The organism is bacterium (assembly GCA_016700035.1).
Lineage (GTDB): Bacteria > Patescibacteriota > Saccharimonadia > CAILAD01.
Genome location: CP064998.1, coordinates 556,711 through 574,682, shown reverse-complemented (window position 1 = coordinate 574,682; position 17,972 = coordinate 556,711). Strand labels below are relative to the sequence as shown.

The 17,972-nt window shown below is 46.0% G+C and carries 16 protein-coding genes; 14 read left to right on the top strand and 2 right to left on the bottom strand.

Annotation, left to right across the window (positions count from 1 at the left end; genetic code table 11):
* The first annotated feature begins 2 nt into the window (after nt 1-2).
* A complete protein-coding gene (locus IPM44_02810) occupies nt 3-719 on the top strand; it encodes a hypothetical protein (GenBank protein ID QQS26635.1) in 717 nt (238 codons plus the stop codon).
* A gap of 324 nt (nt 720-1,043) precedes the next feature.
* Here the strand turns inward: IPM44_02810 and IPM44_02805 are convergent, their stop codons facing one another.
* Nucleotides 1,044-1,367, bottom strand: a complete 324-nt coding sequence (locus IPM44_02805; GenBank protein ID QQS26634.1) for a hypothetical protein — start codon at nt 1,365-1,367, stop codon at nt 1,044-1,046.
* Nucleotides 1,368-1,529: 162 nt separating this feature from the next.
* Between IPM44_02805 and rplS the strand changes: the two genes are divergently transcribed.
* The 10 genes from rplS (at nt 1,530) to IPM44_02755 (ending at nt 11,167) form a co-directional block, all read left to right on the top strand.
* Nucleotides 1,530-2,147 (top strand): 50S ribosomal protein L19, encoded by a 618-nt coding sequence (gene rplS / locus IPM44_02800; protein ID QQS26633.1) that lies wholly within the window; start codon nt 1,530-1,532, stop codon nt 2,145-2,147.
* Between the two features lie 119 nt (nt 2,148-2,266).
* Nucleotides 2,267-2,659, top strand: a complete 393-nt coding sequence (locus IPM44_02795) for a hypothetical protein (protein ID QQS26632.1) — start codon at nt 2,267-2,269, stop codon at nt 2,657-2,659.
* Between the two features lie 108 nt (nt 2,660-2,767).
* Nucleotides 2,768-3,220, top strand: coding sequence for a hypothetical protein (locus IPM44_02790; GenBank protein QQS26631.1), 453 nt, complete (start codon nt 2,768-2,770; stop codon nt 3,218-3,220).
* Nucleotides 3,221-3,330: 110 nt separating this feature from the next.
* The gene (locus IPM44_02785) at nt 3,331-3,765 is read left to right on the top strand and encodes a hypothetical protein (GenBank protein ID QQS26630.1); all 435 of its coding nucleotides are present in this window, start codon (nt 3,331-3,333) and stop codon (nt 3,763-3,765) included.
* Nucleotides 3,766-3,833: 68 nt separating this feature from the next.
* A complete protein-coding gene (locus tag IPM44_02780) occupies nt 3,834-4,445 on the top strand; it encodes a ribonuclease HII (protein QQS26629.1) in 612 nt (203 codons plus the stop codon).
* Nucleotides 4,442-4,801, top strand: a complete 360-nt coding sequence (locus tag IPM44_02775) for a YraN family protein (protein ID QQS26628.1) — start codon at nt 4,442-4,444, stop codon at nt 4,799-4,801. Before IPM44_02780 ends, IPM44_02775 begins: the two co-directional genes overlap by 4 nt.
* Nucleotides 4,802-5,023: 222 nt before the next feature.
* The gene (nusA, locus tag IPM44_02770; GenBank protein ID QQS26627.1) at nt 5,024-6,232 is read left to right on the top strand and encodes a transcription termination/antitermination protein NusA; all 1,209 of its coding nucleotides are present in this window, start codon (nt 5,024-5,026) and stop codon (nt 6,230-6,232) included.
* 58 nt (nt 6,233-6,290) lie between these two features.
* Nucleotides 6,291-8,768: an ATP-dependent Clp protease ATP-binding subunit gene (locus IPM44_02765; protein QQS26626.1), complete on the top strand. Its 2,478-nt coding sequence runs from the start codon at nt 6,291-6,293 to the stop codon at nt 8,766-8,768.
* 53 nt (nt 8,769-8,821) lie between these two features.
* Complete coding sequence (gene radA / locus IPM44_02760; GenBank protein ID QQS26625.1) at nt 8,822-10,162, top strand: DNA repair protein RadA; 1,341 nt, start codon at nt 8,822-8,824, stop codon at nt 10,160-10,162.
* A 12-nt stretch (nt 10,163-10,174) separates the two neighbouring features.
* Nucleotides 10,175-11,167 carry a PIN domain nuclease gene (locus tag IPM44_02755; GenBank protein ID QQS26624.1) on the top strand — a complete coding sequence of 331 codons (993 nt, stop codon included), beginning with the start codon at nt 10,175-10,177 and terminating at the stop codon, nt 11,165-11,167.
* 14 nt (nt 11,168-11,181) lie between these two features.
* Here IPM44_02755 and IPM44_02750 read toward each other — a convergent pair whose 3' ends face one another.
* Nucleotides 11,182-13,884 carry a transglycosylase domain-containing protein gene (locus tag IPM44_02750; GenBank protein ID QQS26623.1) on the bottom strand — a complete coding sequence of 901 codons (2,703 nt, stop codon included), beginning with the start codon at nt 13,882-13,884 and terminating at the stop codon, nt 11,182-11,184.
* Between the two features lie 88 nt (nt 13,885-13,972).
* On the opposite strand from IPM44_02750, the gene IPM44_02745 reads away from it, so the two are divergent.
* The 3 genes from IPM44_02745 to IPM44_02735 are packed head-to-tail and all read left to right on the top strand — an operon-like array spanning nt 13,973 to nt 17,969.
* Nucleotides 13,973-15,160, top strand: a complete 1,188-nt coding sequence (locus tag IPM44_02745) for a tyrosine--tRNA ligase (protein QQS26622.1) — start codon at nt 13,973-13,975, stop codon at nt 15,158-15,160.
* Nucleotides 15,157-17,193, top strand: coding sequence for an ATP-dependent DNA helicase RecG (gene recG / locus IPM44_02740; GenBank protein ID QQS26621.1), 2,037 nt, complete (start codon nt 15,157-15,159; stop codon nt 17,191-17,193). The genes IPM44_02745 and recG overlap by 4 nt, the downstream gene beginning before the upstream one ends.
* Nucleotides 17,194-17,198: 5 nt before the next feature.
* Complete coding sequence (locus IPM44_02735; GenBank protein QQS26620.1) at nt 17,199-17,969, top strand: hypothetical protein; 771 nt, start codon at nt 17,199-17,201, stop codon at nt 17,967-17,969.
* The last annotated feature ends 3 nt before the right edge of the window (nt 17,970-17,972 follow it).

Below are 17,972 nucleotides of genomic sequence, written 5' to 3'. Positions count from 1 at the left end.
GTATGCCGGCTCACATCATTTGCCTTTCGGGGCCAGAGGGTGTTGGTAAGGATAGTATTCTGCGCCAAGTTTGTGTACAACTACCGAACCTGAGTGTTGGCGCCAAGGCTACAACACGAATGAGGCGGCCCGATGATTGGGATGAAGCTTTGGGGCGCTGGAAGTATCACTATGTTGATATGGATGAGTTTATGAGTAAACGCTCCAGTGGTGAGATCGTTGAACATTCTCAGAATGGGACAGGTGGGCTCTACGGTTCGCAGGTGGATCTTGATACCGATGGCATTGAAATTCGTGATATCGATGTGAATGGCGCCCTGCAATTGGCTGGCAAGAGTAGCCTGAGCGTTGATTTTCCACGGGTTACATTGGTAGGCATTGTACCCCCGCATACATCACACCCAGATTTTTTGGAGGAGTCGGCCAGCCCGGTAGAGTTGTTTCGAGGTTTCGTGGGGCGTGATGATGCGCGCGAATTGGTGGTAGCTGAGATGCAAGAAGTCATCACCGATCGACTGCTAAAGCGCGGTGATTCGCCGGAGATTATCGCAATGAAGCTGGCTCGATCTAGCTGGGAGATTCCGGAAATTCTACGCACTTGGCAACATGTTGTCGTGAATGATGACCTGGCTGTGGCAGTAGGAGTAGTCACGAGGATCGCTAAAGCAGTGATGCATGCCGAAGATGAGAATATTGGTTTTTGGATTCACTCACTGTAATAAAAAGCCCGCTACCGAAATTGGTGGCGGGTAGTTTTGTGACTACTGACTAGCAGGAAGTCATTGCCAGGATGGCGAGCACCTTGAGGTGGTGCGTGATGACTGCCTGTTGGCAGGTGGCTTTGATGTCGTCATCAGAGTGACCGTACAGCTCCAGCTCGTCTGGGCACACATCACAAGTTACGAAGTGACGTACTCGCGGTATCCTTCCGGGCAGCTGTTGCTCCAGTCGCATAGAGACAGTGTGCCCCAAAAAGCTCTCTCCGTCTCGAAACCGCCAGATATTTGGCGGAGTTTGGTGGTCAGAGGTCATGTATTTGCTCCTTAGCGCTCGAGGGTTCGGTGGCCATGACTATCTGCCAGCAAACTATCTGCTAGCAGCCAGTCACCATTGGTGTAAACCTGCACACTCACCACAACAAAGGTATCGTCAACTAGACCAATAGCCCGATAGCCAGAGTTGCAGATCAGAAACTGATCACCATGAATGCAGGTCCACATTTTTGCCGTGGCGATTGTGAGATGTCGGTCAAGATCATCCTTGATTGGCAACACCTCATAGGCAATCTGCGGCTGGTCAATGATACCGCCAGCCATGATGAAGGCATCGTCTTCCATGTCGAATACATCACGGGTGTATCTGTGCACGATCACTCTAACTGCTTCTACGAGCATGAGCTATTCTCCCGCTGGTGAAGGTACAATTTCGGCAGTTATTATGCTTAAAAATATTGGATAAGTCAAGATTTGCGATGCCTTGGTCTGGTTAGGCTTGTCTTGACCGAGAAAATCTGATAGAATACTGAAGTTATGCAAGCAAATGTTCTCCAAAAGCCCCAACTTAAGGCTAAGATTGCCCAGATTCAATCGGGTGACACCGTACGTGTTCATCAGATTATTCGTGAAGGTAGTAAGACTCGAACGCAGGTTTTTGAAGGGTTGGTTATTCGTTATCGCAAGCCAAATGATGGTAATGCTTACCTTACGGTGCGTAAGATAGCTTCTGGTGTTGGCGTAGAAAAGAGCTGGTTTATTCACTCGCCAAATATTGAGAAGATAGAAGTTGTGCGCCGAGCCAAAGTGCGCCGAGCTTTTCTGTCTTATATGCGTGGCCTGCGCGGTAAGAAGGCTCGACTTGTGGAGCAGGAGTTTGATAAGGCGGTTGCTAATGATGTTGATCATCGCACAGTTGGGGAGATTGAACTAGCAGAAGCCGAAGCTAAGCTTGCTCAAGAAGAGCCAACTATGACCGATGAAGACGTGGTGGAGTCTACAGAAGAACTAGCAAAGGAAGAGAATAAAGAAGCTGACGCAGAAGACGCTCAAGCTGATGGTGATAATGAGCAAGATTTGGCCGCTGCCGAAACTCAAGCAGGACTCGATAAGGCTAACGCGGAAGACGACAGCCAGCAAGCCAAAGAAGCTTAAATCTACATACTCTAATGATTATTCAGTAGCGCTCTAGGGCGCTATTATTGTGTTTTTTAATAAAATATTGTATAGTATTTGCACTTTAGTACCTCTTCTAGAAAAATTGGAGATACAAGATGGGTAGAGCAGATGCTAAGGCTCGGGCAATTGTCCGAAAAGGTAAGGCCGATGAGAGGGCTAGCCTAAGAAACGTCGGACAAGAAGGGAGACAGTCTAGGGAGCTACTTCGGGTAGAGATATCAAGTTTGCTCTATGAGCTCAAAAAGCGAGATTACCCAGGTATTCGGCCTATCGAGGTATATTTTTGTTCATTCACTGTGACTCGCGGTGGTTGGCAAATAAGTAGTCATGTGAATGGCGGGAGAGGTGGTGAGTACACTATACCGGTATATTTGCTTTCTAACGGCTCTATTGTTGAGAATCGGACGAAATTGAAATTCCACAAGATTGGTCTCGTGTCTCTAAGCTATCTGGATGGTGTGAGAAAACTCCGCGCCGAGCTCTTGTAGGGGGCACTACCGCCACATCATAGTGGCGGTTTTTCTTAAGCTTGAAATTTTTGTAACTTTATTAAAGAATAGTCTTACTTGTACCTACTATTCTTCTTGGAGAACACCATGATACGTAGGAGTAAGGCCGATATTGTTGCTCGGCAGAGAGTAGCAGAGAGGCGAAGGCAGAATGTGAGGGCACAGGCAGCACAAAATGCACGCACGAATACGCACCTTAAGGACAGGCGTCGAGAACTTGCGCAGTTGATCTCGCAGGCATTGAGAGTGTTGGAAGCTAGAGATTTCCCCGGGATGGTTACTCTGACTGTCAGGGAATACTCTTGGTTGCTTGGGAATCGAAAAGCTGTTCGGGGTGCCTGGAGGCTCGGCTCTTATGAAAGCCCCTTCCTTGATGGTACGCAACAGGTCGTCGTTTATCTATTGGGTACCGGCATGCTTGCATTGGGCACTGGCAGCCTTGCGTCAGATAACGATAAGTTTACAGTAGCGGATTTCCCTGCGGGAGGAATCGACACAGCTATTTTGGGCATACAATCACTCATTAGTCGATATTCATAATAGAGAGGTCTCTCAACCGTCACGCCAATGTGACGGTTTTTCTTATGCTTGAATATTCTAATATTATGTTGCAATATTCTAGTACTCGTACCTTGAGCGTTGGAGGTTGTATGAACGAAGCAGACGAGATTGCCCGCAGGCTTAAGAGGCAGGCTGAGGCTAAGCAAAAGCAACAGCGTCGACAGAAAGCTAGCGATGATCGAGCGCTCCATAGCGCCCTTGTTATTCGGACCGAGCAAGTAATTAGTGAGATATTGCAAAAGTTGAGTGAGCAAGGGTATCCAGATATGACTCATGTATCGGATTATGAGTCTGCTCCGAAATTCGTGCCATTCTATCATGGGCGTAGTGTTACGCGGGGAGCATGGGTGATTGGCACATGGAGGAGTCAACATTATGACGACTACATCAAAGCTAATTCCTACTTGCTTTCAAACGGGAAGTTGATGTGGAAATCGGCTGGTGGACGTAGGCCACGAGAGATGAGATATGATGCGTTGGTCGAGGTGATTGGGGTGCTTGAACGCTTCCGAGATCGTCTCTAGCTCTGCTACAAAGCAGAGCTTATTTTTTACCCTTGCTATTCGTATTTTGTTCGTAGTATTATAAAGACATGGCAAGGACGTGGGCAACGTATGAAATGGAGGAGGCAGCACACCTTGAGGGATTTGCAGTTGTTGCCGGCATGGATGAGGTGGGGCGAGGACCCCTAGCTGGGCCGATAAGCGTGGGGTTAGTAATTTTACCGGAAGGTTTTGCAGAACCAGTGGTAGACTCTAAGCTTTTATCGGCCAAACAGCGCACCGAAAAAGCGACTATGATCCGAGCTGGTGCAGAATATTATGCGGTAGAGCATATAGAACCTAAGTTTATTGATGCGCGGGGTGTGACGGAAAGTCTCCAGACGGCGGTACGTAAGATATTGCAAAAAATTGATAAGGCCCCAGACCTTATATTGCTTGATGGAAAACATAATTTTCTACAAGGTATTACCCCGGCTAGAATGGTTATAAAAGGAGATATGGTATGTGCCTCAATAGCTGCGGCATCAATTTTAGCAAAAGTAGAGCGCGATGAGCTCATGCGTGAGTATGCTCTGCAGTATCCAGAGTATGGTTTTAAAACGAATATGGGTTATGGGACACCCAAGCATATAGCCTCGATTAGAGAGTATGGCATAACACCAATTCATCGCAGGAGTTTTTTAAGGAAAATTTTGCCATGAATACTACGGCAATCGGTAGCGATGCTGAGCAATTAGCGCTAGAGTTTTTGCAGCAACAAGGCATGAGGTGCTTAGCTGTTAATTCGCGTACTCGCTTTTATGAGTTGGACTTAGTGATGCGAGATGGAGACTGCATAGTGGCGGTAGAGGTAAAATATCGTAAAAATACCAACTTTGGTGGTGGAGAAGCAGCAATTTCGACACAAAAAGCATGCCGTTTGCGCAATGCTATTATGCAGTGGGTAGTGGAGAATGGTTTTGAACGGGCAGATCAAAATATTCGTATAGATGTCGTAGTGATAACGGGTAGAAGTCAAAAACGTGTTTATTATCCCAATGCCGTGGAGGATGGTTAGTATTAGCACTTAGCGCTTGACAGTGCTAATAGTCGGCCGGTATACTGATGAGCATACATCGATGCTGTTGTCAGAGTCGGTCGCTGGTATCTTATGGTACTTTAAAAGCGAGCGGCTTTTAGACCAAAGAGACCAAAACAGTCGGGGTGATTCAAAGAAAATTTATTAAAAACTACATACAGCACGGGTACGACTTAGTAGAATAAGAATAAGGAAAATATTATGCAACAGAACCAATTTATTTCAGCCATTGAGCAAATATGTGAAGAAAAAGGCATCTCCAAAGATGTCGTAATGGAGACTATTGAGATGGCACTAATAGCCGCCTACAAAAAAGATTTTGGTGATAAGGATCAGGAAGTTCGAGTGGAAGTTGATCCTACAACCGGTGATCCACGTATTTTTGTTACAAAAGAAATTGTCGATACAGTGGATAATCCTCATCTAGAGATTTCTGTGGGCGATGCTCAAGTGGTACGTAGTTCCGCTAAAGCTGGTGAAACTATTGAGATTGAAGACATCAACAAGGAGTTTGGTCGGGTTGCTGCTCAGACGGCTAAGCAGGTAATTATCCAGCGTATCCGTGAAGCTGAGCGCGAGGTGGTGTATAACGAGTACCAGGACAAAGAAGACACTATAATGAATGGTTCAGTTCAGCGGGTTGAGCATGGTAATGTTTTTGTTGATCTGGGGCGTACCTCTGGGATAATGTTTGCTTCAGAGCAGATTCATGGTGAGCGGTATTATCCTGGCCAGCGCCTTAAGGTGTATGTTGTGCGTGTCGAGAATACCCTTAAAGGCCCTCAGATTGTAGTGAGTCGTTCGCACCCAAATTTGATTCGTCGACTATTTGAAATGGAAGTACCAGAAATCGCTGCTGGTAATGTTGAGATTGTTAATGTTGCTCGCGAGGCTGGTGCGCGCACCAAGATTGCTGTTAAGAGCAGTGTTGACGGTGTGGATCCGGTTGGTACGTTTGTTGGTGGTCGTGGTACCAGAGTGCAGGCTGTGATGGCTAATATTGGTGAGGAAAAAATTGATATTATTCCATTTGATGAAGATATTCGTCGCTATATCACCAATGCACTTTCGCCAGCTAAAAATATTATTAGTGTCGATATTGATGAAGCTGAAAAACGAGCCGCTGTAAAAGTACCAGAAGATCAGCTATCACTAGCAATTGGTCGCTCCGGTCAAAATGTTCGATTGGCAGCTAAACTGACAGATTGGAATATTGATATCGATGGAGCTGATGATGCGGGTATTGAAGGTGTGGCGGAAGTTGCCGAGAATAACGATAAAAAACGCTCGGCTAGCCTTGAAGATGAGATGATTGCTGTGGCTGAAGCATCAGCTGAGCCAAGCACTGAAGAGGATAGTCCGTCGGTTACCGACGACGCAGTATCCACTGACGCAGAAGAGGAAGAGTAGGCGGTAGCTACGCTCGCACTTTTGTCGGCTTATGCCATATTAGGAAAGGAGGCTTGATATGGAACAAAATTTACCACCACAATTTGATCGCTTTACCGAGAACGCTAAGCGTTCGCTGGAGCATGCCAGCATGCTAGCTGCTAGCCTCGGCTCGGTTTATGTTGGTACAGAGCACTTACTTTTGGGGGTGCTTAAAACTCAGGGTTCGATTGGTTCTAAGATCTTGGCGCAGTCTGGCGTTACAATCGATAAACTAGAGCTAACTATTGCACCAAATGGCGTTGTTTCAACGCATACCTTGCAGTCACTTTCGCAAACTGCCAAAAAAACTATCGCGCTATCTTTACGGATTGCCCAAGAGTTTGGTCAGCCGTATGCTGGTACTGAACATCTACTCTACGCTATTTTGACGCAAAAAAATGCTCGAGCCAATGTGCTATTAAAAGAGATTTCCATTAATCCAAGTACTATTCGCTTGGAGCTGGAGCAATATTTAAATGCTCAGACTCCACTATATGGGGGCGATACAGAAAAGCGTGGCAAACGTCGTCAAGAAAGCGACACGCCAGCCCTCGATCACTTTGGCATTGATTTAACTCAGAAAGCTCGCGCTGGTGAGCTGGATCCGATGGTTGGCCGTAAGGCTCAGCTAGATCGGATGATTTCTATTTTAAATCGGCGCCAAAAAAATAACCCTGTTTTAATTGGTGAGCCCGGGGTTGGGAAAACAGCCATCGTAGAAGGATTGGCGACGCGTATCGTAGAAGATGAAGTGCCAGATGTCTTAGCTGGTAAGCGTATCATTATGCTTGACATGGCTACAGTTATCGCAGGGACAAAATATCGTGGTGAATTTGAAGAACGCTTGAAGAAGCTTATTGAAGAAGTAACCGAAAATAAGGATGTTATCCTCTTTATTGATGAGTTGCATACGGTGGTTGGTGCAGGTTCGGCCGAGGGAGCAATTGACGCTGCTAACATCTTAAAGCCAGCTCTGTCTCGAGGCATGGTGCAGGTAATTGGTGCTACTACAATCGATGAATACCGTAAGCATATTGAAAAAGATGCTGCTCTTGAGAGGCGTTTTCAGGCGGTGTTGGTGCCAGAAGCTACAGTTGATGAGACAGTTCAGGTGTTGCAAGGCCTTAAGCCTAGATACGAGGAGCATCACAGCGTAATTATTACTGATGAGGCAATTGAATCTGCTGCTAAATTGGCTAAGCGCTACATATCCGACCGATTTTTGCCAGATAAGGCGATTGATTTAATTGATGAAGCTTCATCGCTGGCTCGAATTGAAAAGGGTGGAACATCAAAGCGTATGAAAGGGTTGCAGACTCGTCTTGCTGAAGTTAATGATCAGATAGAAGATGCTGTTTATAACCAAGATTTTGAATATGCTGCCCGCTTAAAAGCGGAAGCTAGTGTGATAGAAGAAAAAATTGAGATGCAAGAAAAGCGAGATTCGTCTAAGAAGATCATTAATATCGGTGAGGAAGAAATTGCTCGAGTAATTTCGCATACCACTGGCATCCCGCTGACACGTTTGGTAAAAATTGAGACAGAGCAACTCAAAAAGATTGATGCAACATTAAAGAAGCGGATTATTGGCCAAGATGAAGCAGTGGAGGTGATTGCTAAGGCGATTCGTCGTAGTCGCACTGGTATTGCACATGCCGATAGGCCGATCGGATCTTTCATTTTTCTTGGACCTACGGGCGTTGGTAAAACAGAGTTAGCTCGTGCATTAGCCCAAGAAGTTTTTCATGACAAAGATGCCATGATAAAAGTGGATATGTCGGAATTTATGGAGCGCCATAATGTGTCGCGCTTAGTTGGTGCGCCGGCTGGGTATGTTGGCTATGATGATGCTGGTCAGCTAACTGAACAGGTTCGGCGCAAGCCATACAGCTTAATTTTATTTGATGAAATAGAGAAGGCTCATCCGGATATTTTCAATATGTTGCTACAGATCCTAGAAGATGGTCAGTTAACTGACGCAAAAGGTCGGGCTGTAGATTTTCGTAATACCATCATTATTATGACTAGTAATGTGGGCGCAAAAGCACTTTATCAGGAGGCTAAGATTGGCTTTGCAACCGATACTGCCGACGAGCAGAAAAAGCTCGATAAGTTACATGAAACCATGCGTGGCACCATCGGGCAAGAGTTGAAGCGGACTTTTCGGCCAGAATTTCTGAATCGCGTTGATCACATTGTTATCTTTAAAGCTCTCTCGCGAGTAGATGTGCGCTCTATTATTGATCTACAATTACAAGATTTGGCTCGACGTTTGCGAGATAAAGATGTGATACTCAAATTTCATATTTCACTCAAGAAGCTATTAATTCAGAAGGGATACGATGTAAATAATGGTGCTCGACCAATGCGCAGGGCTGTGCAATCATTAGTGGAAGATCCACTAGCAGAGGCGATATTAAATGAGCAAATTGTAGAGGGTGACACGGTTCTGGTGAAGGCCGTAAAAGGTGAGGTTCAGCTTGATGTGGCAAATCGATTAGCTCAAGTTGGATGAGATACGAACAAAAAACCGTACAAATATTGTCTTAAATCTAGTAGAATATAAGTATGGCAAAAGCTACTTCTATATTTGTATGCCAGGAGTGTGGCGCGAAAAGCTCGAAATGGGCTGGTCGTTGCCTGCAGTGTGGGGCATGGGAAAGTATTGTCGAAGAATTAGTCTCAAGCCACTTGAATAGTAGGAGGGCTAATTCCGTAAAGCCAATTAGCCTTTCCGATGTTGAGGATTTAAAACTGGCACGCTTTAGTAGTGGAGTAGCTGAGCTAGATTTAGTTTTAGGGGGCGGTATTGTGCCGGGGGCATTAATGTTGTTGTCGGGTGATCCTGGAGTTGGTAAATCGACACTTGTATTACAGGTGGCCAGTGTAATTGCCGGGCAAGGAAAAGTTCTTTATGTGTCCGGTGAGGAATCAGCTCGGCAAATTAAGCTACGTGCTGATCGGCTCAAGGTTGGAGCGGTCAAGTTAGATCTTTTGGCTACTACAGTGATTGATGATGCTACGTCGTTAATTGAGTCTGGCGATTATCAGCTGGTGATTATTGATTCTATTCAGACATTATCCACACCTGAATCTAACTCGGCGAATGGATCGCCAAGTCAAATTACTTTGGTGGCGAATAAAATTATGCAAGTGGCCAAAAATACCCATACCGCCTGTATAGTTATTGGCCATGTCACCAAGGAGGGTAATTTAGCCGGCCCTAAACTGCTAGAGCATTTAGTTGATGTAGTATTGAGCATGGAGGGTGATCAGTATGGGGTCTTGCGGGTTGTAAAAGCTAGCAAGAATCGGTTTGGTGCGACGAGTGATGTGGCATTATTGGAGATGGGTGAGAATGGTTTTAAGGAGGTGGTAAATCCATCGGAAATATTACTTGCCGAGCGACGTGACTTGCCGGGTAGCGCGGTATTTGTAGCGCTTGAGGGGACACGGCCTCTTATGGTGGAGGTGCAAGCGTTAGTATCGCCATCGGTATTAAGCTACCCCAAGCGAGCCGCTGTTGGGGTTGACCAAAACCGACTAGGGCTGTTGTCGGCTGTACTTACCAAACGGGCTGGAATTCCGTTGTCCGACCAAGACATCTATGTTAGTATCGTAGGAGGGCTGAAGATTACCGAGCCAGCCGTTGATCTTGCACTTATTCTAGCCATAGCTAGTGCGTACTATGGCACCATTATCCCGAGCTCACTTGCGAGTTTCGGTGAAGTTGGTCTGGCTGGGGAAATTCGATCGGTTAATCTTATGCAGTCTCGTGCTCGTGAAGCCTCTCGACTTGGTTTTCACCATGTATTAGCGCCGGCCTCGCTTAAAGAAAAAGGCGTGATTGGTTTAGCTGATATTGCTTCGGCACTGACTCGCATTAAGGCCTCATCTAAGAAAAAATAACCAGGAATTTTTATGCCGTACTCTTTGATTATCCCGATGGTGGCAGTAGCAGTGCTAATTGTTTGCTATGTTGCAATACGATTAATGCGTTTGAGTCTACAAAAACTTATATTAATTACAGTGGGCTTTATATTTGGAGCATTAAGCGGTGCTCTGATATCTCTACCGATCGATGGGCTACCTGAGCCATACAGTACGATTCTACCAATCACTATTACCTTAATGGCGGCAATTGCAATGGCTGAGGTGTTTTACCACCAGCATCATGCCATAGGCGTACTGTTTCCAAGGCTGTCTGAAGCTAATAATAATCAGTCGGATAAACCTAAAACAAAAGAGTTTAGCCGAGGGCGTATTCTAGTTGACACCTCGGCAATTATTGATGGTCGGATAGCTGATATTGCGGCAACAGGCTTTGTGCCAGGCAAGCTATTGGTGCCAAGATTTGTTTTGGCTGAATTGCAAAATATTGCAGACTCGGAAGACCCCCTAAGGCGCAGTAAGGGTCGTCGTGGGTTGGAGCTTTTAAATAAGTTGCGTGAAAGTGATGCGGTTGAATTAGATATAACTGATGAGGATCCAAAAAAGATTAAAGAAGTTGACCATAAGCTGGTTTATCTAGCTAAGAAGTTTAAGACCGATATTTTGACAACCGACTATAACCTTAACCGAGTTGCCACTATTGAGTCGGTGCGAGTACTTAATATGAATGAGCTATCACAGGCTTTACGGGCTGTGGTTTTGCCCGGTGAAATATTGGTAGTGCGAGTTGTGCAGACTGGTAAGGAAAAAGGGCAGGGAGTTGGCTACCTAGATGATGGTACTATGATTGTAGTTGAGGGTGGAGATAAGATAGTGGGTCAAGAAGTTGAGACAGAGGTTACTAGAATTTTTCAGACCGTTGCCGGCAAGATGATCTTTGCTACACCGCGTAAAAACCTACAAGCAAAAAAGACAACGAGAAAGTCTATTAAATCACCAGCTCGTAGTACTAATAAAAAATAGTCCCCAGCCAAATATTAGTCATCATCATTCCAGCGCCGCCGCGAGTCTGAATCATTAGAACTTAAAAACTTAATTAAAGCACTATTATGGGTGCTACTTTTTTGCGCACTTGGACCAGAGGTACCAACGATACTTTCGGTATTTGATAGCGCACTATATAGGCCGGTATCGCTGGCTTTAACTTGGATTTTAAGTGGGCCGATAATCCCTGGCGTGATAGCGATTGGATAAGTGCTAGTACCGTTCACGGCTTGATTGGCATAGGGTTGGTCGTTAATGAGGATAGTTAGCTGATTAACCGGGAAAGTACCACTGGTTACGTCGGCTGATATGACAAATGATGAGCCTGAAGATGGGTTGACGTCGATTGATATCGTTGGCTTAACGTCAGTGCATGAATGCATAGTGCTTTTTTCTGTCGGTATTGCAGCACCTGATGATAGGCCAAGCCCAGCAGCTAGAGCAGCTACAGGTGGATTCCAGCGGGCAAAACTAATATCGGTAGATGGTATTTCAGCCGATATTGAGTTGGCGGTAATATCTTGCTGGGCATCAACGGGGGTGCATTCAGTTGCTAGTTTACCGTCTAGCTTATTGATTTTAGCAGCCGAGCTGGCTGGTGCAGGTGTGGGCTTGTACCAGCTTGCGAAGAGGTCGGTGCGAGTGTGCTTGGTACCATCATTTGGTAATTTACCAGTATCGGCATCAAGTTCTATCTTCTTCATGGTAGAGGGTTGCTCAAATGGGATGTTGCCTTCGGCTACGGTGGCCTTTGCCATATAGTCTTGCCAAATTGGTGCCGAGACAATTGAGGCAGCTTGAGTCATAGGCTTATTGTCATTATTGCCGGCCCACACGCCAGTTACGGTTTTCTTGGTGTAGCCCATGGTCCAAGCGTCTTTATAGTCGTTGGTAGTACCGGTTTTGGCGGCTACAGTTTTACCACGGATAACAAGTGGATTATTGCACGAGAATGCTCCGAGTGAACAGCGAGCTTGGTTATCGGAAAGGATGGAATTAATTTCATAGGCAATTTGAGGATCTAAAACCTGGCGTGACTTATTGGATTCTACGGTATTTTTTTCGATAATCTTGCCAGTGGAGTCGCTAACCTCTAGTACTGTTACTTGGTCGCGCACAGAGCCTTCCGAAGGGAAGGTGGTAAAGGCATTAACCATCTCAGTGAGCTTCACTTCGCCAGAGCCAAGCGCCATCGACAAGCCTAGACGACTAGCATCGCCTTTGGTGTAAGTTGAAATACCCATATCGTTGGCGGTTTGAATAGTCTGTGGAATTCCAGCTAGATAAAGAGCCTTAACCGCGGGGATGTTCAAGGAGCTTGCCAGGGAGGTACGAACTGACTGCACGCCATAGAATCGTCCGGTGTAGTTTTTAGGTGTGTAGCCACCGCCAAAATCTGTCTGCACATCATACAGAGTGGATCCGGGACCCCAATTACCCTTAAACATCGAGGCGTAGATAATTGGCTTAATTGAAGAGCCAGGTTGGCGATTTGCGGCCGCAACATTGAAGTTGCCAACTTCCGGATCGTTATAGTCGTAACTACCAACCATGGCTAAAACTTCTCCAGACTCTGCATCGGCTGACACGATGGCCGCATTGCTACCACCAAACTTTCGGACATTGGCAATCCCGTTTTTGACTGACTCCTCGGCGATTTTTTGCTTATCAATATCTAGCGAAGTAACTACCTTGAGGCCACCTTCGTTGACGCGCTTTACCCCGTACTTGTCTTCGAGCTGATCACGTACGTACTGAACAAAATGTGGAGCGGTGATGTTGGCTGCAAAGTTATTAATCTTCATTTTGGCAATAGCTTCTTCGGCTAGAGCGGTGTCAGCTTGTTCCTTTGTGATGTAGCCTTGCTCAGCCATGTATTGCAAAGCAGTTTCTTGTCGGCCAGCTAGGGCATTTTTGTTACGATTGTAATAACTCGGGGCCTGAGGAAGTGAGGCAAGAGTGGCACATTCACCTAAAGTAAGATCTTTTGCATCCTTGCTGTAGTATGTTTTGGCAGCTGCCTGAATACCGTAGGCGGTCGAGCCATAGGGAATTTCATTTAAATAAAGCTTAAGGATATCATCCTTCTTATAAAGTAGCTCAATTTGGACAGCTAAAATAATTTCTTTGAGCTTGCGGGCTGGTGTGCGTTCACTGGTTAAAAAGGCGTTTTTAACATATTGCTGAGTAATTGTTGAGCCGCCGCCCTTAGAAGGGTCCTTGAAGATAACACCAGTTAGTGCTCGGCCAATACCCGCGAGTGAGAAGGCGCCTTGTTTATAAAAGTTCTTGTCTTCGAGGGCAATTGTGGCGTTACGACAATCTTGGGGGATCTGGTCAAGTTCAACTACTGATCGGTTTTTATCGCCATAAATCTCGACTAAAACATGTTGGCCAGTGCGGTCATAAAGTTTGGTGGTTTGGGCTGATATTTTAGAGTTAATTTTATTGGGGCTGGGTAGGTCTTTGGCGATCCACAGGAATACAGCTAAAACTATCAGGAATAGTCCGGCGAAGGATATGGCAATGATGCGACGTCCTTTTTTGGAGGTGATTGCTCCCCAAATAGCTTTTGGATGTAAGCGAGCCCAGCCCTTCGCGCTTGAAGGGTTTTGTAATTTACGAGCCTCCGGGTGATGGGACGGTGTGCGGTGCACGACTCGTCTAGGGGATCTAGCTGTGCGACGTTTCGCCATGAGTGCTTATTATTATAGCATTATTACTTAAAAATAGCTGTGCTATGCACTTTTGTTATGCAGTCCTTTTATCTGATACAATCAAGTTATGAAAACCGTGGCACAACGCAAGGAGCAGTTACTTACACGTGGCTTAGAAGATGTAATTGTACGAGATGAATTAGCTCGTCGACTTGATGGGCGTAAGCCTTTGCGAGTCAAGTTTGGCATCGATCCGACCGGTGATCGGATTCATCTTGGGCATGCTGTGGTGTATTGGAAATTACGTGAGTTTCAGGAGCTTGGTCATCAGGTGATTATTCTAATTGGCGATTATACCGCTATGATTGGCGACACTTCAGATAAAAGCGCAGAGCGCCAGCAGATGAGTCGTGAGGATGTCCGACATAATATGAAGAGCTACTTAAATCAGATTGGTAAGATTGTTGATTTATCGAAAGCTGAAATTCGCTACAACTCAGAATGGCTGAAGCAACTTGAATTTGTCGATATTTTACTTTTAGCGAGTGAATTTAAGGTGGCACAGATGCTGGAGCGGGATAATTTTAGGGCCCGCTATGATAATGGTAAACCGATTGGCTTGCAGGAGTTTTTGTATCCAGTAATGCAAGGTTATGATTCAGTTGCTCTGCATGCCGATATTGAGCTTGGCGGTAATGATCAACTCTTTAATATGATGGCTGGACGAACTTTGCAAAAACGCTCAAACCAGGTACCACAAGCTGTGATGGTGACGGAGTTGTTGATTGGTCCAGATGGCAAAAAGATGAGCAAAACTCAGCCCAATTGTATTTTTATTACTGATGAACCAAAAGATATGTACGGAAAAGTGATGGCCTTAAATGACGAGCTGATTCCGCATTATTTTAAGCTTGCAACTGATGTTGACCTGGAAATAGTGGAGGCTATTGAGCGAGATATGGCTACAGGTGCTAACCCGCGCGATACTAAGGCTAGTTTGGCGCGGGAGATTGTGGGGCGTTATTATGGCGCAAAAGTAGCCGAGGCGGCTGAAGAAGCCTGGAATAAGCAGTTTCGCGCTGGTGAGATGCCGACCGATATCTCGGATTATCGCGCTGATGATAAGGAGTTAGCCGATCCAGTTGGTCTGATGGCAAATGCTTTTGGCCTAACTAAGAGTGAAATTCGTCGCCTAATTTCGCAAGATGGCGTGCGCATAGATGGCACGGTAGTTGAGCTAGCCGATGATATTGAGTTGCGAGCTGGCATGACTATTCAGATTGGTAAACGCCGATTTGTTCGCATACAAGTATGAATGTACGGCTTGAGACACACCTGTCTACTTTAAAGGGGGTTGGTGAGGTAACAGAACGTGAGCTGGCGCGTATGGGTTTCGTTACAGTACGTGACTTACTAGATTATTTTCCTCGACGTTACGATGATTTTTCCGCACTAAAACCAATTGCTCAATTGCGACCCGGCTTGATTGCGGTGCGAGCAAGGGTGGAAGACGTAGCTGTACGGCGGGCTGTTCGTAATCGACGGATGGTAATTACGGAGGCCATTGTTATTGATGATACTGGCTCACTGAAGCTGACCTGGTTTCATGCTCCATACATTGCAGATCAGCTAAAGACCGGGGAGGAATATTTTTTTACCGGAGAATTAAAGTTTAAGGCCGGTGTTTTTAGTGTGGTTCAGCCTCAGTTTGAGCGTCCGTCTAGTATTGATCGAGCCGGTAAAATATCGGCAATTTACTCAGAGACGGCTAAGATAAACTCAAAGATTTTACGCAGTTTGGTGCGCCAATGTCTGCCTGCTGTTGATGAGTTAGTCGACCCTTTGCCAGAGGTAGTTTTAAGCACCCAGAAACTCATGCCATTAGCTCAGGCTGTTCGGGAGCTACACGAACCGACGGATACAAAAAAGCTACAGCAGGCCCAGTCTCGCATGGCTTTTGGTGAGCTTTTCTTTCATATGCTCACCAGTCGGGTATTGCGTGAAGAGCTGGAGACAGAGCCCGGTATTGTGGTGCCGTTTAATCAAGCTCTAGCTCAAGAATTTGTGGCTAGTCTATCTTTTAGTTTAACCAATTCACAGCGTCGAGTTAGTTGGCAAATTTTTTCTGATATGGAACGTGGAGTGCCAATGAGTCGACTGCTAGAAGGTGATGTTGGTTCTGGTAAAACCTTGGTGGCGGCTTTTGTTGCCCTGATGGCAATTCGAGCTGGTTTTCAGACGGCAGTGATGGTGCCAACGGTAGTTTTGGGTACTCAGCATCTAAAAAGTTTTCGAGACCTCCTCAAGCCGTGGGGAATTCGGGTGGAGCTCCTGGCCAGTCATCTAAAATCCAAGCAAAGACTTGAATTAACTTCCGCCATTCAAGCTGGTGAAGTCGATATTGTGATTGGTACGCAGGCAATTATTACAAAAAATATCCAGTTTCCTCGGCTTGGTTTGGTGGTGGTAGATGAGCAACATCGGTTTGGGGTTAATCAGCGCCTTAGCCTAAAGGATAAGGCAGGTCGATTGCCCCACGTGCTAACCATGACGGCTACACCAATTCCGCGCACTCTTGGGCTAGTGGCATTTGGTGATTTAGATGTTTCGCTCTTAACTGATATGCCACCTGGTCGACAGCCAGTCCAGACACACATTTGCCCGGAGGAAGATAGGGCTCGGGTGTATGCCGAGATAGATAAGCGTTTGGAGCGGGGTGAGCAGGCTTATATAGTGTGTCCAGCGATTGATGTGGCTGACCCTAGTGGCTCGCGAGCAGTTAAACAAGAGATGCAACGGTTGTCGCGGACGGTGTTCCGACATCGTCGGATCGGTTTATTGCATGGCAAACTCAAGCCCGAGGAAAAAGATGCGGTCATGACTCAGTTTGCCAGTGGTGAGCTAGATATTTTGGTAGCTACGACCGTTATAGAAGTTGGTGTCCATGTCGATAAGGCTAGTGTAATGCTGGTGGAGTCGGCCGATCGGTTTGGTTTGGCTACCTTGCATCAGCTTCGGGGGCGAGTGGGGCGTAGTGACATCGCTTCGGAGTGTTATTTGTTTACCACAGAAGATAATTCTTCACGCCAACGTGTGGGAGCTCTAGCTCGCACTAATGATGGCTTCCGGCTAGCTGAAATTGACTTAGCTAATCGAGGAGCTGGTCAGCGTTTTGGCGTGCGTCAATCTGGCGTGGCAGACTTTCGATTTGCGAGCCTGCATGACACATATCAAGTAAAATCTGCGCAAAAAGTAGTCGACTCTTTCCTAAAGCAGGAAAAAATTGTAAAATATCCTCAAGTCATAGCGGTTGTGAATAGCCTCAAAGCCGTTACGTCGCTTGATTAAAACCCATGAATTCAGGATTTACATCATTTGCCAGCAAAGGAAGGATTACTTGGGCTGGTACCCATCAGAAGTTAGACCGTGAAGCCTACCGATTGGTTGCGCGGATGATTCGACATGATCGTTTTCCTCGTCGTCGAGATATTTTAAACTTTGAGGGTTATGGTGGGCCCGATGGATTAAAAGTGAAGGGCAATTATAGTACTGATCATCTATGGGATCCAATTAATGAGATCGGCCATCTGCCAAGCTGGATTCAGATTCACTTTAATAATTTAGTAGAGGCCCTCAAGCGAGAGGATTATATTGAAGCTGGCTTTCATGCTGGCTGGATGGCACATTATATTACCGATTCTCTCACGCCCGCTCACCACATTAGCTATAAGCTGATTGCTGAAGAATATGCCGATGCGTCCAGGTTAACACGACGCTGGAAAACTTGGGGATCAAAGGGCTGGAAGAGCTCACATGTGGCATTTGAATCTGGGATATCGACAGCCACGATGTTTTCTCCACTGCGTGTTAAGTTCGATATGGGTTTGGTGGATCTGATTAAAGAAAAAGGTATTGAGGTTGCCATTAAAGAAGAGTCTTTAAAGATAGCCAAACTTGGCTTGTATGAAGAATTCATTGCAGGTGGTTGGACCACTAAATTAGCAAAGTCGGTACGTGCCACGGTGGTACCAAAAATTCCTCAAATGATTTCGGCAGCTTGGTTGGTGGCCTACGAAGAGGCTTGGGCTGATAAGTCAGCTCGTCAGCTAGCCGGCGCAAAGTAGAGT

Coding starts and splice junctions, on each gene's coding strand:
- IPM44_02810 (QQS26635.1), top strand. CDS start 3: ATGCCGGCTCACATCATTTGCCTTTCGGGGCCAGAGGGTGTTGGTAAG.
- IPM44_02765 (QQS26626.1), top strand. CDS start 6,291: ATGGAACAAAATTTACCACCACAATTTGATCGCTTTACCGAGAACGCT.
- radA (QQS26625.1), top strand. CDS start 8,822: ATGGCAAAAGCTACTTCTATATTTGTATGCCAGGAGTGTGGCGCGAAA.
- IPM44_02790 (QQS26631.1), top strand. CDS start 2,768: ATGATACGTAGGAGTAAGGCCGATATTGTTGCTCGGCAGAGAGTAGCA.
- IPM44_02750 (QQS26623.1), bottom strand. CDS start 13,884: ATGGCGAAACGTCGCACAGCTAGATCCCCTAGACGAGTCGTGCACCGC.
- IPM44_02795 (QQS26632.1), top strand. CDS start 2,267: ATGGGTAGAGCAGATGCTAAGGCTCGGGCAATTGTCCGAAAAGGTAAG.
- recG (QQS26621.1), top strand. CDS start 15,157: ATGAATGTACGGCTTGAGACACACCTGTCTACTTTAAAGGGGGTTGGT.
- nusA (QQS26627.1), top strand. CDS start 5,024: ATGCAACAGAACCAATTTATTTCAGCCATTGAGCAAATATGTGAAGAA.
- IPM44_02785 (QQS26630.1), top strand. CDS start 3,331: ATGAACGAAGCAGACGAGATTGCCCGCAGGCTTAAGAGGCAGGCTGAG.
- IPM44_02780 (QQS26629.1), top strand. CDS start 3,834: ATGGCAAGGACGTGGGCAACGTATGAAATGGAGGAGGCAGCACACCTT.
- rplS (QQS26633.1), top strand. CDS start 1,530: ATGCAAGCAAATGTTCTCCAAAAGCCCCAACTTAAGGCTAAGATTGCC.
- IPM44_02735 (QQS26620.1), top strand. CDS start 17,199: ATGAATTCAGGATTTACATCATTTGCCAGCAAAGGAAGGATTACTTGG.
- IPM44_02745 (QQS26622.1), top strand. CDS start 13,973: ATGAAAACCGTGGCACAACGCAAGGAGCAGTTACTTACACGTGGCTTA.
- IPM44_02775 (QQS26628.1), top strand. CDS start 4,442: ATGAATACTACGGCAATCGGTAGCGATGCTGAGCAATTAGCGCTAGAG.
- IPM44_02755 (QQS26624.1), top strand. CDS start 10,175: ATGCCGTACTCTTTGATTATCCCGATGGTGGCAGTAGCAGTGCTAATT.